The sequence below is a fragment of the Polaromonas sp. P3_A5 genome, from assembly GCF_056403055.1.
In genome coordinates, this window is record NZ_JBFUGF010000001.1 from 371,324 (window position 1) to 392,540 (window position 21,217).

Genomic DNA, 21,217 nt, shown 5'->3' on the forward strand with positions numbered 1-21,217 from the left:
CAATTGACAATATTCGATAGAATCGGGTCATGTCGAAAAACACACTTTCACAGGTGCCGACAGCTGGCAAGTCACGCATCAAGTCGCGCACCACAAGTCAGCTCAGCACGGTCGCTGTGGTGGCGTTTGACGGCATCAGTCCGTTCCACCTCTCCGTGCCGTGCATGGTGTTTGGCAACGATTTTTCAGGGCCAGACCTGCCGCGCTTCAGGCTGCTGGTGTGCGCCGAAACGCCGGGCAGCCTGCGCACGACCGCCGGTTTCACCATTGCGGTGGAGCACAGCTTGAGCGTGCTGGCCAAGGCGCAAACCGTGGTGGTGCCGTCGTGGCGGGACCCGATGGAGCGGCCGTCCGAAGCCCTGCTCAAGGCTTTGCGTGCGGCGCACAAGCGCGGCGCGCGCATCGTCGGGCTGTGCCTGGGGGCTTTTGTGCTGGCCGAGGCCGGCTTGCTGGACGGCCGGCCTGCCGCCACGCACTGGGCGCTGGCGCCGGCTTTTGCCGAGCGCTATCCGCAGGTCAGGCTGCAGCCCGATGTGCTGTATGTGGACGACGGTGACGTGCTGACCTCGGCAGGCACGGCCGCCGGCATTGATTGCTGCCTGCATTTGCTGCGCCGGGACTTCGGCGCAGAAACCGCCAACCGGGTGGCGCGCCGCATGGTGGTGGCGCCGCAGCGGCAGGGCGGCCAAGCGCAGTATGTGGAGCAACCCCTGCCTGCCACAGGCTCCGACCACCGGCTGTCGGCCATCCTGGCGTGGGTACAGGAAAACCTGCGCCAGCCCCACAGCCTCGACACGCTGGCGGCGCGTGCCCTGATGAGCCGGCGCACCTTCACCCGGCATTTCCGGCACATCACCGGGACCACCGTGGGCCAGTGGCTGACCAGCCAGCGCCTGGCGCTGGCGCAGCGGCAACTCGAATCAACCGGCCGCTCGATGGAGCAGATTGCCCTGGATGCGGGATTCGGCTCGGCGGTATCCCTGCGGCAGCACTTTGCGGCGACGCTTGGTACCTCGCCGTCGATGTACCGGCGCGAGTTCCGGGGTGACTGATGTTGAGAAAATGAGGCTGTTAGCCAATGGTGACAAGCGCAAGCAGCTATTAAAATAATAGCAAATGAAGGACTTTAAAAGCAGCCGGACGGGACGGCCGCCCGGCCCTGCCGGTCAGGGTTTTGCCGCGGCAGCCTTGGCCGCGGCGCGGCGGCGTTCGAGGAAGGCCTGCAACTCACCGATCACGCCCTTGCGGAAGGCGAGCACGCACAGCACAAAGATCGCGCCGATGATGACGGTGACCCAGGAGCCGACCTTGTCGGCCAGCAGGTTCTGCAGCGCGATCACGATGCCCGAGCCCATGACCGGGCCGAAGAAAGTGCCGACGCCGCCCAGCAGGGTCATCAGGATGACCTCGCCCGACATGGACCAATGCACATCCGACAGCGTGGCAAAACCCATGACCAGGGTCTTCATCGAACCGGCCAGGCCGGCCAGCGCGGCCGACAGCACAAAGGCCAGCAGCTTGTAGCGGTCGACGTTGTAGCCCAGCGAGATGGCGCGGGGTTCGTTTTCGCGGATCATCTTGAGCACCTGGCCGAAGGGCGAGTGCACGATGCGCGAGATGAACAGAAAGCAGGCCACAAAAATCGCCACCACCACGTAATACAGCGTGACGTCGGATTCAAGCGGCAGCAGGCCGAACAGCTTGCCGCGTGGCACGCCCTGCAGGCCGTCCTCGCCGCCGGTAAAGCTCGCCTGCAGGCAGACGAAGTAGACCATCTGCGCAATCGCCAGCGTGATCATGGCGAAATAAATGCCCTGGCGGCGGATGGCCACCAGGCCGACCAGCAGGCCGATCAGCCCGGCCGCCACCGCGCCGGCCAGCAGAGCCAGTTCGGGTGTCCAGTTTTGCGACTTGATGAACCAGCCGGTGACATAAGCGGCAGAGCCGAAGAATGCGGCATGGCCGAACGAGAGCAGGCCGGTAAAACCCAGCAACAGGTTGAAGGCGCAGGCGAAGAGCGCAAAGCACAGCAGCTTCATCACAAACACCGGGTAGAGACCCAGGAAGGGCGCAGCCAGCGCAAAAGCCAGCAGGACGAGGTAAGTGATGCGCAGCATGTTGGCGGCTTTGGTGGAGAGGGCGCTCATGGTCAGGCTTCCTTTCCGAAGAGGCCGGCGGGCCGGAACATCAACACGATGACCATGATGACGAATACCACGATGTTGGACGCTTCAGGATAAAACACCCGGGTCAGGCCTTCGACGATGCCCAGGCCCAGGCCGGTGATGACCGAGCCGAGGATGGAACCCATGCCGCCGATCACGACGACGGCAAAGACCACGATGATCAGGTTGGAGCCCATCAGCGGGTTGACCTGGATGATGGGCGCGGCCAGCACGCCGGCCAGGGCTGCCAGGGCGGCGCCCGCGCCGTAGGTCAGCATCACCATCATGGGGACGTTGATGCCAAAGGCCTGCACCAGCGGCGCGTTTTCGGTGCCGGCGCGCAGGTAAGCGCCCAGCCGGGTGCGTTCGATCAGGAACCAGGTGCCCAGGCAGACTACCAGCGACACCACGACTACCCAGGCGCGGTAGATGGGCAGGCGCATGAAGCCGAGGTCCATGGAGCCGGCCAGCAGGTCTGGCACGTTGTAGTTCTGGCCCGAGACGCCGTAGATTTCACGGAAGACGCCCTCGAGCACCAGCGCCAGGCCGAAGGTCAGCAGCAGGCCGTAGAGCGGGTCCAATTTGTACAGATGCTTGAGGAAGAGCCGCTCAATGATGACGCCGAGAATGCCGACCGTCAGCGGCGCCAACACCAGCGCGAACCAGTAATTCATGCCGAACTGGTCCAGCATGATCCAGGCGGCGAAGGCGCCCAGCATGTAGAGCGCGCCGTGCGCAAAGTTGACGATGCCCAGCAGGCCGAAAATCACCGCGAGCCCCAGGCTCAGCATGGCGTAGAAGGCGCCATTGACCAGGCCCAGCATCAGCTGGCCCATAAACGCTTGCAGGGGAATGCCGAAAATTTCCATGGGAACCTGTCAGGACACCGATACCGTGAGTTGTGGCGGGAGCGCGAAGGTCTTTTAAGGAAGCAGCCGGTCATTCTGCATTTCTGCGAAATGACCGGCTGGATCGAACCCTCGTTCTACCCCGTTTTTTGTTTTTTCGTCAGTTCAACGTTTACGCAGTTGCAGTGATGCTTTACTTCTTGAGCGCCGAGCACTTGGAGTCGGCCACCGTGGTGAAAGCCTGCTCGCCCGGCACCTTGGCGATGGTCTTGTAGTAGTCCCATGGCGTGCCCGAATCCTTGGAGCTCTTGACTTCATACAGGTACATGTCGTGGATCATGCGGCCGTCGGCGCGGATCTGGCCCTTGTTGTAGAAGTCGTCGATCTTCATGCCCTTGAGCGTGCTCATGACCTTGTCGGAATCGGTTGTGCCGGCGGCCTGTACGGCCTTGAGGTAGCTCATGGTGGCGGAATAGTCGGCCGCCTGCAGGCTGGAAGGCATGCGCTTGTATTTATCGAAGAAGCGCTTGGCAAATTTGCGCGAGGCGTCGTCCTGGTTCCAGTACCAGCTGTCGGCCAGTTGCAGGCCTTCGGTGTTGGCCAGGCCCAGGGAGTGCACGTCGTTGATGAACACCAGCAGGCCGGCAACCTTCATGGTCTTGCCGATGCCGAATTCCTTGGCGGCCTTCATGGCGTTGGTGAAGTCGCCGCCGGCATTGGCCAGTGCCAGGATTTGCGCCTTGGAAGACTGCGCCTGCAGCAGGAAAGACGAAAAGTCCGAGGCGTTCAGCGGATGGCGGACGGTGCCGGCGACGGTGCCGCCGTTGGCCTTGACCACGGTGGAGGCATCGCCTTCGAGCGAGTAGCCGAACGCATAGTCGGCGGTCAGGAAGTACCAGCTCTTGTTGCCGGCCTTGACCAGCGCGGAACCGGCGACCTTGGCCAGCGAGACCGTGTCGTAGGCGTAGTGGATGGTGTAGGGCGAGCAGTCTTCATTGGTCAGGCGGGCCGAGCCGGCGCCGATGACGAGGAAGGGCTTTTTCTTTTCGGTGGTGACTTTGGACATGGCCAGCGCCGTGCCGGAGTTGGTGCCGCCAATCAGCATCTGCAGGCCATCCTTGTCGATCCACTCACGCGCCTTGGATGATGCAACGTCGGCCTTGTTCTGATGGTCGGCGCTCAGCACTTCGATGGGGCGGTTCAGGACCTTGCCGCCGAAATCCTGCACGGCCCACCTCAGCATTTCAGCGCCGGCGGGGCCGTCGATGTCGGCGTAAAGGCTGGACATGTCGGTGATGATGCCGATCTTGATCGGGCCGGTGTTCTGTGCGAAGGCTGCGCCTGTGAGGCCAAGGGCGAGTGCGGCGGCAAGTGCTTTGAGTTTCATGATGTCTCCTGTTATGGATGGGGGGTGAACTGGGGGGGACCAAATGAGGACTGAAAAGGGATTCGGCGCACCCGGCCTCAGACGCCGAGGTATTCCTGCAGCATGCCCATGTTTTGTGTCAGCTCGGACTGCGCAAATTGCTTGACGATGCGGCCGTGCTCCATGACATAGAAGCGGTCGGCCAGCGGCGCGGCGAAGCGGAAGTTCTGTTCGACCAGCACGATGGTGTAACCCTTGGCCTTGAGCGTGAGGATCATCTCTGCCAGCTTCTGCACGATGACCGGCGCCAGGCCTTCGGAAATTTCATCGAGAAGCAAGAGGCGCGCGCCTGTGCGCAAAATGCGCGCCACGGCCAGCATCTGCTGCTCGCCGCCGGACAGCCGCGTGCCGGGGCTGCTGGCGCGTTCCTTGAGGTTGGGAAACATTGCGTAGATTTCGTCCAGGCTCATGCCGCCGGGCGCTATGGTGGGCGGCAGCATCAGGTTTTCTTCGGCTGTCAGGCTGGCGAAAATGCCGCGCTCTTCAGGGCAGTAGCCCACGCCCAGCCGGGCCACCTTGTGCGGCGCCAGCTTGATGGCTTCTTCGCCGTTGATGCGGATCGAGCCCTTGCGTGCACCCGTCATGCCGACGATGGCGCGCATGGTGGTGGTGCGGCCGGCGCCGTTGCGGCCCAGCAGTGTTACCACTTCGCCTTCGTTGACGCTGAGGTTCACGCCATGCAAGATGTGCGACTCGCCGTACCAGGCGTGCAGGTCTTCAATTTTGAGAAGTTCTTTGGTCATAGGGCCAACATCCTGGTCGCCACAGAGGCAAGAGGTGTAGTGCAAGCAGGGGCCGCGGAACCGGCTTTGCCGGGCCGCAGGCGCAGCGCCCCCTCGGGGGGCAGCGTATTACACGAAGTGAAAAGCGTGGGGGCCAGCATCTCTAGTGCGCCCCTTGAAGCTCGGTGTTCGCTGTGCCCATATAAGCTTCGATCACCAACGGATTCGCTGACACTTCTGCATAAGGCCCGTCGGCAATGATGGCGCCGCGCTGCAGCACCGTGATGCGATCGGCGATCGACGACACCACGTTCATGTTGTGTTCGACCATCAGGATGGTGCGGCCGGCCGAGACTTTCTTGATCAGCTGCGTCACGCGGTCCACGTCTTCGTGGCCCATGCCCTGCGTGGGTTCGTCCAGCAGCATCAGTTCGGGTTCCAGCGCCAGCGTGGTGGCGAGTTCGAGCGCACGCTTGCGGCCGTAGGGCAGGTTCACGGTGAGCTCGTCGGCGAAGTCGCTGAGGTCGACCTCGGCCAGCAGCTCGCGAGCACGGCCATGCAGGTGAAACAGGGTGTCTTCCGCTTTCCAGAAATGGAACGAGGTGCCGAGGTTGCGCTGCAAGGCGGCGCGCACGTTCTCCAGCACCGTCATGTGCGGGAAGACCGCAGAGATCTGGAATGACCGCACGATGCCGCGCCGCGCGGTCTGCGCGGGTTGCTCAAACGTGATGTCATTACCGTTGTAGACAATGCTTCCGCGCGTGGGGATGAGGAACTTCGTCAGCAGGTTGAAGAAAGTCGTCTTGCCGGCGCCGTTGGGCCCGATCAGCGCATGGATATGCCCGCGCTGGACTTTCAGGTCCACGTTGTTGACCGCCACGAATCCCTTGAATTCCTTGGTCAGCCCTCGTGTTTCGAGAATGAACTCCACTGACAAATTGGTTCTCCGGAAGATGGGTTGGATATCACGGGCGCAAGGTGCCGCGGCGGCTGATGCGGCAGCAGGCGCGAACCCGTGAAACACAGGTGGTCATCCTAGCCACCCACCCTCCGAGGCGGTACCGGGTCAGACCCTTAAGTAGTTTTGCGTGATCCCCTAAAGCCCCCACGCTCCCCATTGCGTGTGGTTCGCGAGGCCTTGCAGGCCGCAGCTTGCGAGACGCTTCGCCTCTGTCGCCCGTCCAAGCCTGCGCAGGCAGGCTTGGAGCCGCGGGCTCCAGCCCCTCGGGGGCGCTGCGCCTGCGGCCCGGCAAAGCCGGTTCCGCGGCCCCTGCTGGTTTAAGAGTTCAGCGGGCCCAACCAAACGGGGGCCGAGGGTACGGCTTTGCCGGCCCTAGGCGCCGCCCCCTTGAGGGGGAGCAGGCTACACGAAGTGAGCCTGGACAGGGGTGGGCTTGTTCTGCCCGGCAAAGCCGGTTCCGCGGCCCCTGCTTGATGAAGAGTGCCCCCTCCGGTAGGAAACCGGCGCCCGTATTGGCTTTTTTATTGCTCGCGGTTGCGGCCTGGGCCGCCTTCGCCGCGCTGGCCGCGCGGATTGGTTGCGTCGGCCTGGCGGGACGGTTTGTCTGGGGTGGCGTCGCGTTGTGACTGCTGTTGCTGCTGCTGTTGCTGCAATTGGTGTTGCCGCCGCTGTTGTTGTTCCTGGGCTTGGGCCTGGCGCTGCTGCTCCTGCTGCGCACGTTGTTGCTGTTGTTGCAAATGCTGCTGTTGTTGCAAATGTTGTTGCTGCAGTTGCTGTTGGTGTTGCTGCTGCTGCTGCTGCTGTCTTTGCGCGGCCTGTTGCTGGCGGGTGTTTTCCTGGTCGCGCTGGGCCTGTTCGCGCAGGGCGCGCTGGCCTATGGATTCTTCACCGGAACGGCGCTGCTGTTCCAGCTGGGGACCCTGAAGCTTTTCTCGTTGTTCCTGTTGCTGGCGCAGCTGTTCGCGCTGCGCTTGTTGCTGGCTGCGACGGGCCTGTTCGGCGGCATGGCGGTCGGCGTTGGCGCGTGCATCGGCATTGGCATCCGCGGCCTGGGCGCGTTCCTGCGCTTCCTGGCGGGCCCGCGCATCGCGCTGGGCTTGCTCGCGCAGGGCGCGCTGGCCTATGGCCTCTTCGCCCTGGCGGCGTTGCTGTTCCAGCTGGGGGCCTTGCAGGCGTTCTTTTTGCTCCTGCTGCTGGCGCTGCTGCTCGCGTTGCGCGCGCTGGCTGGCCTCGAGGGCGCTGCGGTCCGGTGCGGGCGAGGGCCGTGCGGCTGGCGCTGCGCCGACAGGCGCGGCGGGGGAAGCGGGAGCGGCGGCTTGTGACCGGGCGTCGTGGTCCCTGCCGGCGGCGGGACCGGCGCGGTGCTCGTCCCGGTTGTTGTTATCGCGCCGGCCGTCCCGGCGATCATCCCCGCGGTCGTCGCGGCTGCTGACCACCGGCCGCGTGGCCACGGCGGGCGGCGGCAATGCGGCGGCGGCCACGGGGCGCTGCTGCGCGTGCAGCTCCGACGGATTCGGGCGCTGCGGCAGGGCGCCGCGGTCGGCCACGAGTTGTGCGCGGCCCAGGTCGGCGCTGCTCAGCCGGTGGGGATTGCCGTGCACCGGCCGGCCGCGCTCGAAGTCCTCGCGGCTGACAGCCGTCACCGCTGCAGGCTGGCGCTGGTAGCGGTAAATGTTGGTCACGTTGACGGTGTTGTTGACCACGATGTTGTGGTTCACCTGTGTGACGTAGCGCGGGCTCACGCGGTAGGCCGGGCGAAAGGCTTCGCCGGGCGCCAGCGGGAACCAGCCCACACCGGGCCGCGGTGAACCACCGATGGAGATATTCCAGTTCACACCGCCGCTGCTGCCGCCCACAAAAGCGACGAGGGCGGGCGCATAGACAGGGCGCGGTGCCAGCCGGCCCGGTACCCAGGCCCAGCGCGGGCCGATCTGTGCCCAGCGGCCATAGTGAAACGGCGCAAACCCCCAGGGCGCGTCATCGACCCAGGTCCAGCCCCAGGGCGAAACCCAGGCCCAGTGGCCGACGCGGTAGGGCGCCCAATTGGCGGGCACGGCGCGCGGTATCCAGACGGCGCCGTAACCCGGGTCCTGGCTCCAGGTGCCATAGCTGTCGAGCTGCTGGTAGCCCACGGTTTCGCGCGGTATGTAACGCGCTGAAACTGACTGGTCTTCACGCCGGTCGCGGTCAGCGGCCCACAGATCAAAGCTGTCCTGCTGTGCGGCGCCCGGTGCCGCCGGGGTGAGCTGCGTGCCGCTGAAGTTGGCCTGCTGTCGGCTTTCCAGTGTCACAGGGGCGACGCCGTCGCCGTAGATCACGCCGCTGCCCGACTGGGCCACCACGCGCGTCGTGTTGCCGGCAGGGTCGACGTCCAGCCGGTAGTCACCTGGCTGCGACACCACAAACGCGAGGTTGGGCGTATCCACTTCCAGCCGCTGGCCTTCATAGAGGGCCCGTACGCGCAGCTTGAGCGTGCCCTGGGCCAGGCGCAACTGGGTGGTGTTGTCGTCCAGTGCCTGGAAATCCAGGCTGGTCTGGCCGTTCATGCGCAGCGCGGTAGAGCCCACGTACAGCTCCGAGCGGGCGCCGGGGCCCGTCCACAGCCTGTCGCCGGCTGTCAGCGGCCGGTTCAGCACGGCGGGTGTCCAGGCCGACGCTCCTGCCGGGTTGTTGCCGTCACCCGGTGCGAAGCTCACGGCGCCTTCGGCCAGGTTAAGCCGGGCGACCCGGCCGGGTGGATCCAACTGGGCGCCCTGAGGCGCAGGCTCCTGCGCCCAGGCAACGGGCTGCAGCAATGCCAGCAGGACTGCAAAGGCCAGCAGCGTGAGGTAGCCGTAAAGGTGCGAAGGCCGGAAGGCCATGTGATCGGTATGGGACACGTTTGTGTCGCCGGTGTCGATTGCTGTCATGTTGAACGCTCTCTTCCTGTCTTGCGGGACATGGATGGACTGGAAGGCGGGCTGACGTAACCGTCGTGATCGCATCGTGATCGCCGCCTGATGAGGAGACCTTACCCAGTACAACGTGCGTGACGATGGATGGAGTGCTAACAGGCGGTAAAGATTGCGAAACAGAAGGCTGGAATGAAACGGGATGTAATGCCTGCAGCGGCCGATCGTTCTGTTAATGACACTTTTGTTAGAGAAAAATGTCTGCAGGCCAATGCAGATGGGCGCAAGCAGCTATCAAAAAAGGAGCGACAGGACTGCGGCGAAAAAATGGCGCGTGCAATATGAGACGATTGCCCCATGCAAGATTTCTGGCCTTCCAGCGGCTTTTCCCGGCTCCAGCGCAACGCACGCGGCTGGCTCGCACCCTCCGACGACTATCTGCGGCTCTTCCTCGCGCGGCCCGAACTCGCGCCGGTGGCCGAGTCATGCGATGCCGAACGTGCCCTGCACGCCGCGCTGGTGGCTGCACCCTCCCGACCGGTAGAGCCCGCCGAATTGGCGGCCCTGCAAGATGCGGATGCGCGTGACAACTACAACCTGTTTTTGCGCTTTCGCGATGGACTGCTCGCCGCCGGCACGCTGGAGGCGTACTACCTGGGCCTGTTCCCGCGAGACGGAACGGGCCGCATCGACATACCGCCGTTGTTCATCGACCTGATTGCCCAGGCGGTTGTCCACAATGTGTTGCAGGGTTCCACCGACGCATATGAAGTGCGCGCCGCCGAAATACTGTTTCGCCCCCAGCGCATCAGTACGCAGGACGGCCAGGTGCTAAGCGGCGACCAGGAAGTGATCGACATGTTCAATGAGACCGGCGGTGTGGGCGACTTCGGCCGCTTCCTGGCGGAGGCCAAGGCGCCGGTGCCCGTGGTTGAACTGCAGGTGCTCAATGACGATAACGTTTTCACGTATTGGCAGCAGCCGGGCCGCCACCGTTTTCTGCTGGACCTGACGCATGAGGTCAGCAACGACCTGAGCCACGGCCTGGTCTTCACCATGGTGCGCGCCCGCTCAGGCCTCAAGGCGCTGGCAAGCGTGTTGCAGAAGTGGGTGAAGCATTTTCTCGGCGTTGAAGTCACCATCCGGCCGGTGCAGAAAGTGGACGATGAAGCCTGGCGCTGGCATGTAGGGCTGGACGTGGAGTCCACAGCCTTGCTCAATGACCTGTATGAGGGAATGGACGTTGCGCCCGACCGGCTGCAGCGCCTGGTCAGCCTGTTCCGGCTGGAATTTGTGGACACGCGGGAAATGCGCAGCGATGTGGCGGGCAAGCCGGTGTACCTGGGATTGATGATGAACGCCGACGGGGTGGTGAGGCTCAAGCCGCAAAACCTGCTGGTGAACCTGCCGCTGCTGCCTGCAGCGTCCTAGGGGCGTGCGCGGATCAAGCCGGATCGTTTCAGTCGCTGCCCTCCACTTCCACCACCAGCACGCGGGCCTCGCCCACCGGTGAGGCGACATGCTCGGTGCCCACGCTCGCGAAAAAGATGTCGCCGGTTTCCAGCATCACGGAGCATTGCCCGCAGTTGTCGCGGTAGCGCATTTCCACGCGGCCATCGAGCACCGCAAACACTTCTTCGCCCTCGTTGATATGCCATTTGTAGGGTTTGTCGGTCCAGTGCAGCCGGGTGGTGATGCCCTGCATGTTGGCTACCGTCACCGCGCCCCAGGCGCGTGCTGCGGTGAAATCCTTGCTTCGGATGATCTTCATGTCGGTCTCCATCAGGTGAGCGCGCTGGCGCAGTGAAAGCTCCGCCATGCTACGTCGCGGGGCCGGCGGAACCATGAATTCTTCGGGGGCCATTGATTCCGTATCCGCATCACTGAAATGCGCCGTTCGGGACTGCGCGGCGCTAAGATGCTTTGCATGAAAAGCGTATTGCTTCCCTGCGGCGAAGCCGTTCCCGCCCTGGGCATGGGCACCTGGAACATGGGCGACGTGCCGGCGCGGCGCGCCGACGAACTCGCGACTCTGCAGCTGGGCCTGGACCTGGGCTGTACGCTGGTTGATACCGCGGAAATGTACGGTGAGGGGCTGGCCGAAGAACTCGTTGGCGAGGCGCTGCAGGGAAGGCGTGACGAAGCCTTTATCGTCACCAAGGTGTATCCGCACAATGCCTCAAAGGCGGGAACAGTGGCCGCGTGCGAGCGCAGCCTGCGCCGTTTGCGCACTGACCGCATCGATCTTTATCTGTTGCACTGGCGGGGTTCGGTTCCGCTGGCCGAAACCATGCAGGCTTTGATGGCGCTGCAAAAGGCCGGCAAGATACGTCATTACGGCGTGAGCAACCTTGACCTCTCCGACATGCAGGAGCTGTGGCAAGTGCCCGGCGGTCAGGGCGTGCAAACCAACCAGCTGCTGTACAACCTCACGCGCCGCGGCATTGAGTGGGATCTGCTGCCCTGGCTGCGCGAATGCAGCGTGCCGGTCATGGCGTATTCACCGATCGAGCAGGCGCGCCTTCTGCGCCATGCAGGCCTGACCGGCTTCGCCGTGCGCCACGGCATGCAACCCGCCCAGGCGGCGCTGGCCTGGGTGCTGGCGCAGGACGGCGTCATCGCCATTCCCAAAACGGGCCATCCGGAACGGCTGCGCGAGAACGCCGCGGCGGCGCAAATCCGGCTCAGCGATGAACAACTGGCTGCACTGGATGTGTTGTTCAAGCCGCCTTCCCGCGCCACCTCGCTGGAGATGATCTAGACCTTTCCAGGGGTCAACGCGTGTCAACGCGTCAGCCACATCCCTGCTGCCAGCAAGGCCGCCTGGACGGCCATGGCGATGTAGAGCGGCTTGCGGGAAGGCGTAGCGGCATCCTGAAGCGTCTGGCCAATACGCTGCGCGAGCAGAGTGCGCAACACCGGGTCAGGCGAACCTGGTGCTGGCGCAGGTGCGGCCTCGGCGGCGCGGGCCTGCTGCCATTGCGCCAGTACATCAGCCAGCGGCAGGCGGTTCACCACGAAATTGATCATGCCGCGCACGGCGCGTCCCTGGCCCAGCACGGGCGCCAATTGCTGACCAATGGCATCGGCCGACAGCATCTCTGACACCCGTTCGAGTGCACCCTTGGTTCGCGGCATGGCCTCGATACGTCCGGCAATCGCGTCTGTCAATCGCTGCGACATGGCCTCTCCATGACCCGTCACGACTTGTTGTATGGCCCGGCTGCGGCCACGCGCCACGCCCAGCATCAGGTAAATCGGAACAAAGGCCAGCAGCAGCATGCTGACCAGCAAGGGCGGTGAAAACAGCAAGGCGAGGATGGCGCCGGCGCCGCCTGCATGCGCAGCGGCGGGCATGCCAGGGCCGGACAGCCGGCTCAGGTAGAAGAAGAACACGCCACCGCCCAGCAGGAAAGCCAGCAAACCTCCCATGGCGACAGAACTGGCAAACGCCACACCGGCTTTGGCGCCGGTGCGCACCATGGACGGCGCGGCAGAAGAGTTTGATGACATGCAAGGCCCTCTTATTTTTTAAAGGGCTGATCATAAGCGGCGCTTGCGGGGGCGCTGGTGGTGCATGGCAGGCGCTGCAGCCCGCCCAGGGCATCGCCGATCGAGACGCCGGACCCCGCGGATCACGGTCCGGCCTCGCTACACCGCCATGTTGTATAGACAGGCCGGCGAATAAAATTGAAGGTCAAACCGGCTGCAAGCGAGTGCGTCTTTTTCATTCGCCTTATGCTTGGCAAGCCCCATAAGGAGACCTTCCCCCATGCTTCGCAAGTTTTTGTCGTTCATTGCCCTCGCGCTCGTGCTCTGTGCCGCGCAGGCCCAAACATACCCGGCCAAGCCGATCCGCCTGATCGTTCCGTTCCCGCCCGGCGGCGGCACCGACATCCTGTCACGCCTGGTGGCCACCAAACTGGCGGAGGCCAGCAAGTGGACCGTGGTGCCCGATAACCGCGGCGGCGCCGGCGGCACCATCGGCATTGCAGAGGCCGTACGCGCAGCGCCCACGGGCTATGACATGGTCATGGGCCAGAAGGACAACCTGGTTGTTGCCCCCTGGCTGTACAAAAACCTGAGCTACGACCCGACCAGGGATTTGGTGGCAGTGGCCCACGTCGCCTACACGCCGGTCGTGATCGTCACGGGCGTGCAGTCGCGCTTCAAGACGCTGGCCGACGTGGTGGCGGCAGCCAAAGCTGCGCCTGACTCCATCACCTACGGTTCGCCCGGCAACGGCACGACCATCCATCTGGCGGGCGAGATTTTTAACGGCGCGGCCAACATCAAGCTGCGCCACGTGCCCTACAAGGGTTCCAACCCGGCCATGATGGATGTGCTGGCGGGCAATGTGGACCTCATGGTGTCCTCGCTGCCCTCGGCCATCGCCCAGATCAAATCGGGCAAGCTGCGCCCGCTGGCCGTCACCTCGGCCCGCCGCAGCACCTCGCTGCCGGATGTGCCCACGGTGGCCGAACTGGGCTACAAGGATTTTGACGTCAGCACCTGGTATGGCCTCTTCATGCCGGCCGGCACGTCCAAAGACATCGTTGCCACGGTCAATGCCGAGGTCAACAAGCTGCTGGCCACACCCGAAATGAAGGCGGCCATTCACGCGCAAGGCGCTGAGGTACAAAACATGACGCCCGAGCAGTTCTCCGCGTTGCTCAAGAGCGACTACCTCAAATGGAAGGGCATTGTGCAGGCTTCCGGCGCGACCATCGAGTAAGTGGTTCGCTGCTTCTCCGCAAAGAGGCGGCGCCCTGATGGGCGCCGCTTTTTTTTTTCGGAGAAGGCCGCTCCTGGTCCCGAAAACTACGTGAAAACCCTGAGAACAGATGCGGGGACGCATGACATGATCTAGTCATCTATAGGACTAGATCAATTATGCATAAGCCCACCCTCACTGTGGTCCCCGCCGAACCGGGCCAAAGCCGTTATGCCGCCCTGGCCGCCGCTATGCGCGCGCGCGTGGTGGCGGGCGAGTGGCCGCCGGGCAGCGCCTTGCCGGCCGAGCAGACCCTGGCCGCCGAGCACGGCGTGGCCTTGGGCACGCTGCGCCGCGCGCTGGAACTCCTGGCCGACCAGGGATTGATCGAACGCATCCACGGCCGCGGCACCTTTGTGCGTGCCGGCATGACGGGCGGCACCATGATGCGGTTTTTCCGCTTCGGCGAGGGCACGGGTGAAGTGCCAGCCTCGCACATCGTCTCGCGCCGGCTGCTGGTCGCACCCGCCGAGGTGGCGCGGCGCCTCGGCCTTGCACGCGGCGATACGGCGCTGCGGCTGCAACGCGTGCGCTCGCTCTCTGGCCAGCCCTGTGTTTACGAGGAAATCTGGCTGCCCCCGGCCCTGTTTGCCGAGCTCGCCGAGAGCGATACCGACAGCTGGGGCGACCTGCTCTACCCGATGTTTGCCGAACGCTGCGGCGTGCACGTGGCCCGCGCGGTCGATGAAATCGGCTTCGGCGCGTTGACGGCGGCGCAGGCCGGCCACCTGGCCCTGTCGGCCGGCCATCCCTGTGCGCTGGTCACGCGCTGCGCCTACGACCTTGCCGGCCATTGCGTCGAAGTGCGCTACACGCGGGGCGACGCCCACGCCTTTCACTACACCGTCACCATCACCTGAACACACCCTGAACACACCCTGGAACTGGAGAAAACCATGCCACACCCAAGCAACAACCCTTCAAATGCCGCGCAGCCGCTGAACCGTTCGCGCCGCCTCGTGCTGCAGGCCGCGGGCGCGGCCGTCGCTGCACCCTGGACCTTTGCCGCTCATGCCGCGGGCCAGATCGCCGGTGGCAAGCCGATCACGCTGGTCGTGTCTTATGCCGCGGGCGGCGGCGCCGATCTGATGGCGCGGTTGATCGCACCGCGCATGGCGGAGTTCCTGGGCCAGCCCGTGCTGGTCGACAACAAGCCCGGCGCCGGCGGCCAGATCGCCGCGACGCAGGTGGCGCGCGCCGTGCCCGACGGTACGCAGTTGCTGGTCGATGCCTCGTCCTTCGCCGTCAATCCCGCGCTTTACCCCAAGTTACCCTACGACACCGACACGGCTTTCGCGCCTCTGGCCGTGTTGGCGCAGTTCCCCAACGTGCTGGTGTGCACGCCCGGTTTTGAAGCCAAAAGCGTCAAGGACCTGATACGCCTGGCCAAGGCCAAACCCGGGCAGATCGCCTATGCCTCCTCCGGCAACGGCTCGGCCCAGCACCTGGCTGGCGCGCTGTTTGAAGACCTGGCCGGCGTCAAGCTGGTGCACGTGCCCTACCGCGGCGGCGGCCCGGCCATGAACGACGTGATGGCCGGCCAGGTGCCGCTCTTCTTCGCCAACGTGGCCTCCTCGCTGGGACAGATCCAGTCGGGCCGGCTGCGCCCGCTGGCGGTGACCAGCCGGCGCCGCACGCGCTCGCTGCCCGACATGCCGACCATGGAAGAAGCCGGCGTGCCGGCTTATGAGGTGCTCGAGTGGAATCCGGTGCTGGCGCCCGCCGGCATAGACGCCAAGTCCAAAGCCGCGCTGGTCGCCGCCATCCGAAAGACCATGGCCGACCCCGAAGTGCTGGGCCGCATCCGCAGCCTGAGCGGCGAAGCCTTCCCTGAGGGCCCCGAAGCGCTGACCCAGGCTTTCCTCAAAGCCCAGCAGCTCAAATGGGGCCGCATCATCAAAGACCGCAAGATCACCACGGGTTAAGCGGTGCAGAGTTCCACGCCTGACCCGGTGGCGCCCGGCTGGGACAGCCACGTCCACGTCTTTGACGCCGCTGCGGCTGTCGCGCCGGGCCATTACCAGCCCGCGCACCGGCCGCTGGCGGACATCGAGCAACTGGCCCAAAGCCATGGCTTCGGCCACCTGGTGCTGGTGCAGCCCAGCGTTTATGGCACCGACAACACAGTGTTGCTGGACACCTTGCGTGTCGGTGGCGGGCGACATCGCGGTGTGGTGGTGCTGCCGCCTTCCATCGACGATGCGGCACTGCAGGCCATGCATGCGCTCGGCGTGCGTGGCGTGCGCTTTAATCTGGTGTCTCCCGTCGGGGACAGCCTCAAGGCCGGGGAGGGTGACGGCGCCCGGGACAGCTTCCAGGCCCTGGCGCCGCGCCTGCGTGCGCTGGGCTGGCATGTGCAGTGGTATGCGGCACCGCAAGACCTGCCCGTGATCGCGGCCCTGCATGCGGCCAGCCCGGTACCGGCGGTGTTGGACCACCTCGCCGGCATGTACGCCGGCGTTCCTCCGGATCACCCGGCCTGGCTGGCGCTGGAGCAGCTCGCCGACCAGGGCGCCTGGGTCAAGCTCTCGGGCTGGTACCGCCTGGGGGCGCAGGCGCCGTATGAGACGCTAGACGAGACCATCCGCAAGGTCGCGGGGCTGTTCGGGCGGCGCATGGTCTGGGGCTCCGACTGGCCGCACACCGCCTTTGCACCCGACGCGCTCCCCGCCTATGCCAGCACCTGGGAGCCCGTGGCGCGCACGCTGGCGGCGGCCCAAACACAGTGCGTCCGGGAGCAGGCGCCGGCCGCCTTGTACGCCTAATAAGCCCGGCGGGAGCCCTGCAGCCCCGGAGTGGCTTAAAATCACGGGCTACGCCATTTTTAACCCGGAGTCTTCCATGCCCAAGAAAATCAGAGTCGAAGCCGACATCTGCGCCCCCAAGCCAGTCCCTCCCAAGGGCTACACGATCACGACCGGCCGCGGCCAGAAGATCAGCCTGGAGCGCGGTTCGCACACCCGCAGCAAAAAGAACCCAGGCAAGCGCCCTCACCAGGGTTGAGCCGGTCTGCCGATGCGGCCCCAGGCTGCATTCATGAAAAAAGCGCCTCTTCAGGCGCTTTTTTCATGGCCAAAATGGCTGGGAGGTCGGTGAATTGGGTTCGATGCGGCATCCGATCCGGATAAGAACTCCCTTGGTGGAAGACGGCCATGATGTTTAATCCATGGATAACGTCAACGGGGGGTACCGAAAAATGTTGTCCAGAATGGCGGTTTTCCTGGCATTGATCCTGGGGTTGGGATGTTTGTCCATTTCAAGCGCCCAGCCGCTTGCAAACCCGATTGCAACAAGGCAGATAGGAACGCCGAACGCATTCCCGATGGCGATCTACAAAAGCATCAAAGTGCAGGATTTGAATCAAATCCTGATTGATTCGTTTGTGGAATCCGGCTTCACCCTGCTTGCCGCCAAAAAAGACGCAGACAGCGCCACGGTCTTCCGGTTTTCTTATCCCGTGGACAAGAATGGCAAATACGGCGTTGTGATTTTTGGATTCAAGGTAGACGGCACCGTTGTCAATGGCCGGTGCATGAACTGTTTTTTGCGATGGGGAAAAATACAGGACGAAACGGACATCGGGAAATTTCCATGGATGGTCCAGTACGATCTGAGCAGCAGGCTCTACCCGGACATCGACCAAGCGTATTCGTCCATCAAAAACAAATCCCTGAACTACCTGGATCCCCAGCGCGGGTTTGATTACAAAAACGCATGGGGCGGAGAGCGTAATCGCTGGACTTACGACAACTCCTACGTCAAGGTCAAACTGCCGGATCTGAAGCGGGAGTGGGTCCGCGCCTTCACTGATTCCGGTTTCATCCTGTTGCGCGACAGCAATCCTGCCGCCGATGCCTCTGATTCTGTTGTGGATTTTTCATTTCCCATCGACAGCGATAAACCCGGTGGGGTGGTCTATTCCATTCAATTCCGAAGCCAGTTTGATGCCGATGGGCTTTGCTACCCTTGTGAAGCCAGGCCGTCGTATGACCCCTACCAGACATTGCCCCCCGCTGGTTTGTCTGCCATGCCCGGCAGGCTGACGCTGGCTTCGCGGTTTGAGGCCGGCCTCAACAGCGCATACGAGCAGATCAAGGCGACGACGGAACGCAATCTTCGGCCGAGAACCCAGTTCGTCCGGCCGCCAAAATTCGTTCCTCCCGGCTCAGCGCGGCCACCTCCCATTATTCTGCCGGTGACATGAGCCTGCGCTGGCCGGTCGGTACCGCCAATCACGGCCCGCTTCTCTACGATCCGTGGTTTGACAGGCTGTTCCTCTTTGGCACCGCCGGCATCGCGCTGGTCCTGGGCGCTTTGGCGACGATCTCACCCGCGATGTTTGTAGCGGTGGTACTGGTCGACATCTGGCTATTTGCCAGCCCCCACGTCATTGCGACCTACACCCGCATCGGGTTTGACAAAGCCCAAGCCAAAAAGCACTGGTTCCTGATTTTTGGTTTGCCGCCCATCGTGCTGGTCGGGGTCACGATGGTCGCGCTGGCCTATGAGTTGGGCGGCCTGTTTACCTTGTATTTCATTGCGCAGACCTACCATGTCACCCGGCAGTCGTTCGGCATTGCAAGGGCGTACAGAAGGGCCGACCCGCAGGCAACGGGCCCTGATCGCTTGTCTGAAAGCCTGATCTATCTCTTTCCGCTTTGGGGCTTGATGCATCGGTGTACAACAGCCCCTGAATTCTTTTATGGCTACCCCATCTATCTTCCATCCGTTGACGCCGCGTTGACAGGCGCAACAGGCATCGTCGCCGTGTTTGTGTGCGCATGGTGGGGATATCGGCAGCTGCGCCTTGCGCTGGCCGGTCAACTCAACGCGGGGCATTGCCTGTTTGTGGCATCGCACCTGCTTGTCACGGCAGTCGCTTACCTGTGGGCCACGAACATCACGTCGGGGTGGCTGGTGGTCAATATCTGGCACAACCTGCAATACCTGCAGTTTGTATGGCTGCAGAATGTCCGCCGTGACGCGCAACTGCCGGGCGCCGTCGATCAACGATCCCTTGACGGCCAAGACCTTCAGCGCCTGATGAACCCATTCAAAAATGCGGCCAAATACCTTGCCTTATGCCTGGTGCTGGGCGCCGTGATGTACGAAGCGCTGTCGGTGGCGGGTCGGCAATTGATCTGGCTAGGCTTGCCCGCCGTGTTCATTTTGCATTTCACCGTGAATTTCCATCACTACCTGGTGGACGGCGTGATCTGGAAAAGGCCTAAACCCGGCGCGTGACGCATCCGGCGCGAGGTGTTCGATGAAGCGGCCCTGCACCGACTCTGCACCTTCGCCGGCCAGTTGCCCGGTGACCTCGGACCGGGCCAGTGAGAGCAAAAAAAAGGGCGTGAACACAAGGTCCACGCCCAAGGCGCTTAGTTCTGCAACAACGCAGCAAGCTGCACCGCTGGGATCACCTCATAGTGAGCCAGCTGCATCGAATACTGCGCGCGGCCCGAAGACAGCGCGCGCAGGCTACCGATATAACCGAACATCTCCTTCAAAGGCACATCGGCTTCGATCAACGCCGCATTGCCGCGCTGGCCTTGCCCGCGCACCATGCCGCGCCGGCGATTCAGGTCGCCAATACAGTCGCCCAGGTAATCCACCGGTGTGATGACTTCAACGGCCATGACCGGTTCCAGGACCTGTGGCCCCGCTTTTGCAAAGCCTTCCCGGAAAGCCGCCATGGCGGCCAACTCGAACGCAACCGTCGACGAGTCTCTTTCATGGAAACCGCCATCCAGTAGCGTGACTGAAAAATCGACACAGGGATAGCCTGCCACCACACCCGAAAGCGCGGCACGCCGTATGCCGGTCTCTACCGCTGGAATAAATTCCCGCGGCACAGCGCCGCCGACAACACGGCTGTCGAAACGGATGCCTTCGCCTCGGTTCAGAGGCGTCAGCAGGAGTTTGACCTCGGCGAACTGGCCGGGCCCTCCGCTTTGCTTCTTGTGAACATGGTTCACCTCCACATTTCGTGAAATTGTTTCCCGGTAGGCAACCTGTGGCTGGCCAACCGACACTTCGACACCATATTTGGCCCGCAGCTTCTCGATAGAAACCTCGAGCTGCAGCTCTCCCATGCCGGAGAGGACTGTTTGCCCGGACTCCGCGTCATGCCGGAGCTTCAGGCTCGGGTCCTCCCTCAACATCGCCTGCAGTGCCTTGGAGAGGCCTTGCTGGTCGCCGCTGGTCCTGGGTTCTATTGCCACGTGAATCACCGGCTCTGGAACGCTGATTTCTTCCAGATGAACCGGATGAGACGGATCGCACAGGGTGTGGCCCGTCAGCGTGTCCTTGAGACCCACAACGGCGGCAATATCTCCCGCTACCAGTTCCTCGCGTTCAATGAGGTCGTCCGCATGCACCTCATAGAGCCGCGTCACGCGTTCCGTCTTGCCGGTCGTCGCGTTGAGCACGACGTCGCCACGGCCAAGCCTGCCGCCGTACATACGCACGAAGACCTTCGAGCCATGGTCATCCGTGGTGACCTTGAACGCCAGCGCGGCAAGCGGATCACTGGCGGAAGCCGGTTTTCCATCTTCGCGAACCATATCGTCCGGCGCGGGCAGGTAGTCCACGACGGCATCCAGCAGAGGCTCCACACCACGGTTCTTGAATGCCGAACCGCCGAGCGCAGGCACAAACGCTCCAGTCAGCACACCTTTGCGGATGCAGCGGCGCAACACGGCGAGTTCGATCTCCTCGCCGTTGACGTAGGCCTGCAGCGCGGCATCCTCCTGCTCTGCCGCGAGTTCGACCAGGCTGGCGCGTGTACGAACTGCCAGATCCACCAGGTCGGAGGGAATGTCCGCCTCGCGGAAAGGCTCGCTCGCATCGTCCTTGTCCCAGAACATTGCGCGCATCGCCACCAGGTCGACCACGCCGCGGAAGTCGCCTTCCGAGCCGATCGGCAGTTGCAGCGGAACGACCGTCACACCCAGGCGATCTTTCATCATGGCCACGACGCGCTGGAAATCCGAACCGACGCGGTCAAGCTTGTTGATGAAGGCGATCCTGGGCACTTGGTATTTGTCCGCAAGGCGCCAGTTGGTCTCGGTTTGCGGCTCCACGCCGGCCACGCCGTCGAAGACGACAACCGCTCCGTCGAGAACGCGCAAGGACCTGTTCACCTCGATGTTGAAGTCGATGTGTCCGGGCGTGTCGATGACATTGATCTGCGCGCCTTTCCAGTGAACGGTGATGGCCGCACTGTTGATGGTGATGCCGCGCTTGCGTTCCTGGGGGTCGAAGTCCATGCGCGTGGTGCCGTGATTCACGTCGCCGATGCGATGGCTTTCACCTGTGTAGAACAGGATGCGTTCGGTGGTCGTGGTCTTGCCTGCGTCGACGTGGGCGATGACGCCGATATTGCGGAGCTTGTGGGTTTTTGCAGTCATGGTGAATCTTTCTTGCGG

General features: G+C 63.5%; 20 protein-coding genes. 11 read left to right on the forward strand and 9 right to left on the reverse strand.

The window, feature by feature from the left end; genetic code table 11:
- Positions 1–29 precede the first annotated feature (29 nt).
- A complete protein-coding gene (locus tag AC1DU8_RS01860) occupies positions 30–1,052 on the forward strand; it encodes a GlxA family transcriptional regulator (protein ID WP_477666506.1) in 1,023 nt (340 codons plus the stop codon).
- 114 nt (positions 1,053–1,166) lie between these two features.
- Here AC1DU8_RS01860 and AC1DU8_RS01865 read toward each other — a convergent pair whose 3' ends face one another.
- From AC1DU8_RS01865 to AC1DU8_RS01890, 6 genes are all read right to left on the reverse strand, one after another.
- A complete protein-coding gene (locus AC1DU8_RS01865; protein WP_457281316.1) occupies positions 1,167–2,147 on the reverse strand; it encodes a branched-chain amino acid ABC transporter permease in 981 nt (326 codons plus the stop codon).
- 2 nt (positions 2,148–2,149) lie between these two features.
- Positions 2,150–3,034: a branched-chain amino acid ABC transporter permease gene (locus AC1DU8_RS01870; protein ID WP_457281315.1), complete on the reverse strand. Its 885-nt coding sequence runs from the start codon at positions 3,032–3,034 to the stop codon at positions 2,150–2,152.
- Positions 3,035–3,206: 172 nt separating this feature from the next.
- On the reverse strand, positions 3,207–4,400 hold the full coding sequence (locus AC1DU8_RS01875) for an ABC transporter substrate-binding protein (RefSeq protein WP_477701686.1): 1,194 nt from the start codon (positions 4,398–4,400) through the stop codon (positions 3,207–3,209).
- 77 nt (positions 4,401–4,477) lie between these two features.
- On the reverse strand, positions 4,478–5,182 hold the full coding sequence (locus tag AC1DU8_RS01880) for an ABC transporter ATP-binding protein (RefSeq protein WP_457281313.1): 705 nt from the start codon (positions 5,180–5,182) through the stop codon (positions 4,478–4,480).
- 142 nt (positions 5,183–5,324) lie between these two features.
- Positions 5,325–6,098: an ABC transporter ATP-binding protein gene (locus tag AC1DU8_RS01885; protein ID WP_477666507.1), complete on the reverse strand. Its 774-nt coding sequence runs from the start codon at positions 6,096–6,098 to the stop codon at positions 5,325–5,327.
- Between the two features lie 545 nt (positions 6,099–6,643).
- Positions 6,644–9,031: a DUF6600 domain-containing protein gene (locus AC1DU8_RS01890; RefSeq protein ID WP_477701685.1), complete on the reverse strand. Its 2,388-nt coding sequence runs from the start codon at positions 9,029–9,031 to the stop codon at positions 6,644–6,646.
- A 174-nt stretch (positions 9,032–9,205) separates the two neighbouring features.
- On the opposite strand from AC1DU8_RS01890, the gene AC1DU8_RS01895 reads away from it, so the two are divergent.
- Together AC1DU8_RS01895 and AC1DU8_RS01900 are read left to right on the forward strand one after the other, a co-directional pair.
- Positions 9,206–9,358: a hypothetical protein gene (locus AC1DU8_RS01895; protein WP_457281310.1), complete on the forward strand. Its 153-nt coding sequence runs from the start codon at positions 9,206–9,208 to the stop codon at positions 9,356–9,358.
- Positions 9,359–9,370: 12 nt separating this feature from the next.
- Entirely contained in the window at positions 9,371–10,444 is a 1,074-nt protein-coding gene (locus AC1DU8_RS01900) for a DUF6352 family protein (protein ID WP_477666509.1), read from the forward strand.
- A 28-nt stretch (positions 10,445–10,472) separates the two neighbouring features.
- Here the strand turns inward: AC1DU8_RS01900 and AC1DU8_RS01905 are convergent, their stop codons facing one another.
- The gene (locus tag AC1DU8_RS01905) at positions 10,473–10,784 is read right to left on the reverse strand and encodes a cupin domain-containing protein (protein WP_457281308.1); all 312 of its coding nucleotides are present in this window, start codon (positions 10,782–10,784) and stop codon (positions 10,473–10,475) included.
- A gap of 156 nt (positions 10,785–10,940) precedes the next feature.
- Between AC1DU8_RS01905 and AC1DU8_RS01910 the strand changes: the two genes are divergently transcribed.
- Positions 10,941–11,774: an aldo/keto reductase gene (locus AC1DU8_RS01910; RefSeq protein ID WP_457281307.1), complete on the forward strand. Its 834-nt coding sequence runs from the start codon at positions 10,941–10,943 to the stop codon at positions 11,772–11,774.
- Between the two features lie 23 nt (positions 11,775–11,797).
- On the opposite strand, the gene AC1DU8_RS01915 is transcribed toward AC1DU8_RS01910, so the two are convergent.
- Positions 11,798–12,526 (reverse strand): hypothetical protein, encoded by a 729-nt coding sequence (locus tag AC1DU8_RS01915; RefSeq protein ID WP_477666510.1) that lies wholly within the window; start codon positions 12,524–12,526, stop codon positions 11,798–11,800.
- Positions 12,527–12,785: 259 nt separating this feature from the next.
- Here AC1DU8_RS01915 and AC1DU8_RS01920 point away from each other — a divergent pair, with 259 nt between their 5' ends.
- From AC1DU8_RS01920 to AC1DU8_RS01950, 7 genes are all read left to right on the forward strand, one after another.
- Complete coding sequence (locus tag AC1DU8_RS01920) at positions 12,786–13,748, forward strand: Bug family tripartite tricarboxylate transporter substrate binding protein (protein ID WP_477666511.1); 963 nt, start codon at positions 12,786–12,788, stop codon at positions 13,746–13,748.
- 158 nt (positions 13,749–13,906) lie between these two features.
- Entirely contained in the window at positions 13,907–14,647 is a 741-nt protein-coding gene (locus AC1DU8_RS01925) for a GntR family transcriptional regulator (protein ID WP_457281304.1), read from the forward strand.
- A gap of 36 nt (positions 14,648–14,683) precedes the next feature.
- Positions 14,684–15,712 carry a tripartite tricarboxylate transporter substrate binding protein gene (locus AC1DU8_RS01930; protein ID WP_457281303.1) on the forward strand — a complete coding sequence of 343 codons (1,029 nt, stop codon included), beginning with the start codon at positions 14,684–14,686 and terminating at the stop codon, positions 15,710–15,712.
- 3 nt (positions 15,713–15,715) lie between these two features.
- The gene (locus tag AC1DU8_RS01935) at positions 15,716–16,552 is read left to right on the forward strand and encodes an amidohydrolase family protein (RefSeq protein ID WP_457281302.1); all 837 of its coding nucleotides are present in this window, start codon (positions 15,716–15,718) and stop codon (positions 16,550–16,552) included.
- 76 nt (positions 16,553–16,628) lie between these two features.
- Complete coding sequence (locus AC1DU8_RS01940; RefSeq protein ID WP_007863796.1) at positions 16,629–16,790, forward strand: hypothetical protein; 162 nt, start codon at positions 16,629–16,631, stop codon at positions 16,788–16,790.
- 163 nt (positions 16,791–16,953) lie between these two features.
- Entirely contained in the window at positions 16,954–17,991 is a 1,038-nt protein-coding gene (locus AC1DU8_RS01945; protein ID WP_477726380.1) for a hypothetical protein, read from the forward strand.
- Positions 17,988–19,031 carry a hypothetical protein gene (locus tag AC1DU8_RS01950; RefSeq protein ID WP_457281300.1) on the forward strand — a complete coding sequence of 348 codons (1,044 nt, stop codon included), beginning with the start codon at positions 17,988–17,990 and terminating at the stop codon, positions 19,029–19,031. Before AC1DU8_RS01945 ends, AC1DU8_RS01950 begins: the two co-directional genes overlap by 4 nt.
- Positions 19,032–19,168: 137 nt before the next feature.
- On the opposite strand, the gene fusA is transcribed toward AC1DU8_RS01950, so the two are convergent.
- Positions 19,169–21,199, reverse strand: a complete 2,031-nt coding sequence (fusA, locus tag AC1DU8_RS01955) for an elongation factor G (RefSeq protein ID WP_457281299.1) — start codon at positions 21,197–21,199, stop codon at positions 19,169–19,171.
- Positions 21,200–21,217: the final 18 nt, after the last annotated feature.

Coding starts and splice junctions, on each gene's coding strand:
- AC1DU8_RS01945 (WP_477726380.1), top strand. CDS start 16,954: ATGGATAACGTCAACGGGGGGTACCGAAAAATGTTGTCCAGAATGGCG.
- AC1DU8_RS01910 (WP_457281307.1), top strand. CDS start 10,941: ATGAAAAGCGTATTGCTTCCCTGCGGCGAAGCCGTTCCCGCCCTGGGC.
- AC1DU8_RS01890 (WP_477701685.1), bottom strand. CDS start 9,031: ATGACAGCAATCGACACCGGCGACACAAACGTGTCCCATACCGATCAC.
- AC1DU8_RS01880 (WP_457281313.1), bottom strand. CDS start 5,182: ATGACCAAAGAACTTCTCAAAATTGAAGACCTGCACGCCTGGTACGGC.
- AC1DU8_RS01940 (WP_007863796.1), top strand. CDS start 16,629: ATGCCCAAGAAAATCAGAGTCGAAGCCGACATCTGCGCCCCCAAGCCA.
- AC1DU8_RS01860 (WP_477666506.1), top strand. CDS start 30: ATGTCGAAAAACACACTTTCACAGGTGCCGACAGCTGGCAAGTCACGC.
- AC1DU8_RS01930 (WP_457281303.1), top strand. CDS start 14,684: ATGCCACACCCAAGCAACAACCCTTCAAATGCCGCGCAGCCGCTGAAC.
- AC1DU8_RS01925 (WP_457281304.1), top strand. CDS start 13,907: ATGCATAAGCCCACCCTCACTGTGGTCCCCGCCGAACCGGGCCAAAGC.
- AC1DU8_RS01870 (WP_457281315.1), bottom strand. CDS start 3,034: ATGGAAATTTTCGGCATTCCCCTGCAAGCGTTTATGGGCCAGCTGATG.
- AC1DU8_RS01900 (WP_477666509.1), top strand. CDS start 9,371: ATGCAAGATTTCTGGCCTTCCAGCGGCTTTTCCCGGCTCCAGCGCAAC.
- AC1DU8_RS01895 (WP_457281310.1), top strand. CDS start 9,206: ATGAAACGGGATGTAATGCCTGCAGCGGCCGATCGTTCTGTTAATGAC.
- AC1DU8_RS01915 (WP_477666510.1), bottom strand. CDS start 12,526: ATGTCATCAAACTCTTCTGCCGCGCCGTCCATGGTGCGCACCGGCGCC.
- AC1DU8_RS01950 (WP_457281300.1), top strand. CDS start 17,988: ATGAGCCTGCGCTGGCCGGTCGGTACCGCCAATCACGGCCCGCTTCTC.
- AC1DU8_RS01920 (WP_477666511.1), top strand. CDS start 12,786: ATGCTTCGCAAGTTTTTGTCGTTCATTGCCCTCGCGCTCGTGCTCTGT.
- AC1DU8_RS01865 (WP_457281316.1), bottom strand. CDS start 2,147: ATGAGCGCCCTCTCCACCAAAGCCGCCAACATGCTGCGCATCACTTAC.
- AC1DU8_RS01875 (WP_477701686.1), bottom strand. CDS start 4,400: ATGAAACTCAAAGCACTTGCCGCCGCACTCGCCCTTGGCCTCACAGGC.
- AC1DU8_RS01905 (WP_457281308.1), bottom strand. CDS start 10,784: ATGAAGATCATCCGAAGCAAGGATTTCACCGCAGCACGCGCCTGGGGC.
- fusA (WP_457281299.1), bottom strand. CDS start 21,199: ATGACTGCAAAAACCCACAAGCTCCGCAATATCGGCGTCATCGCCCAC.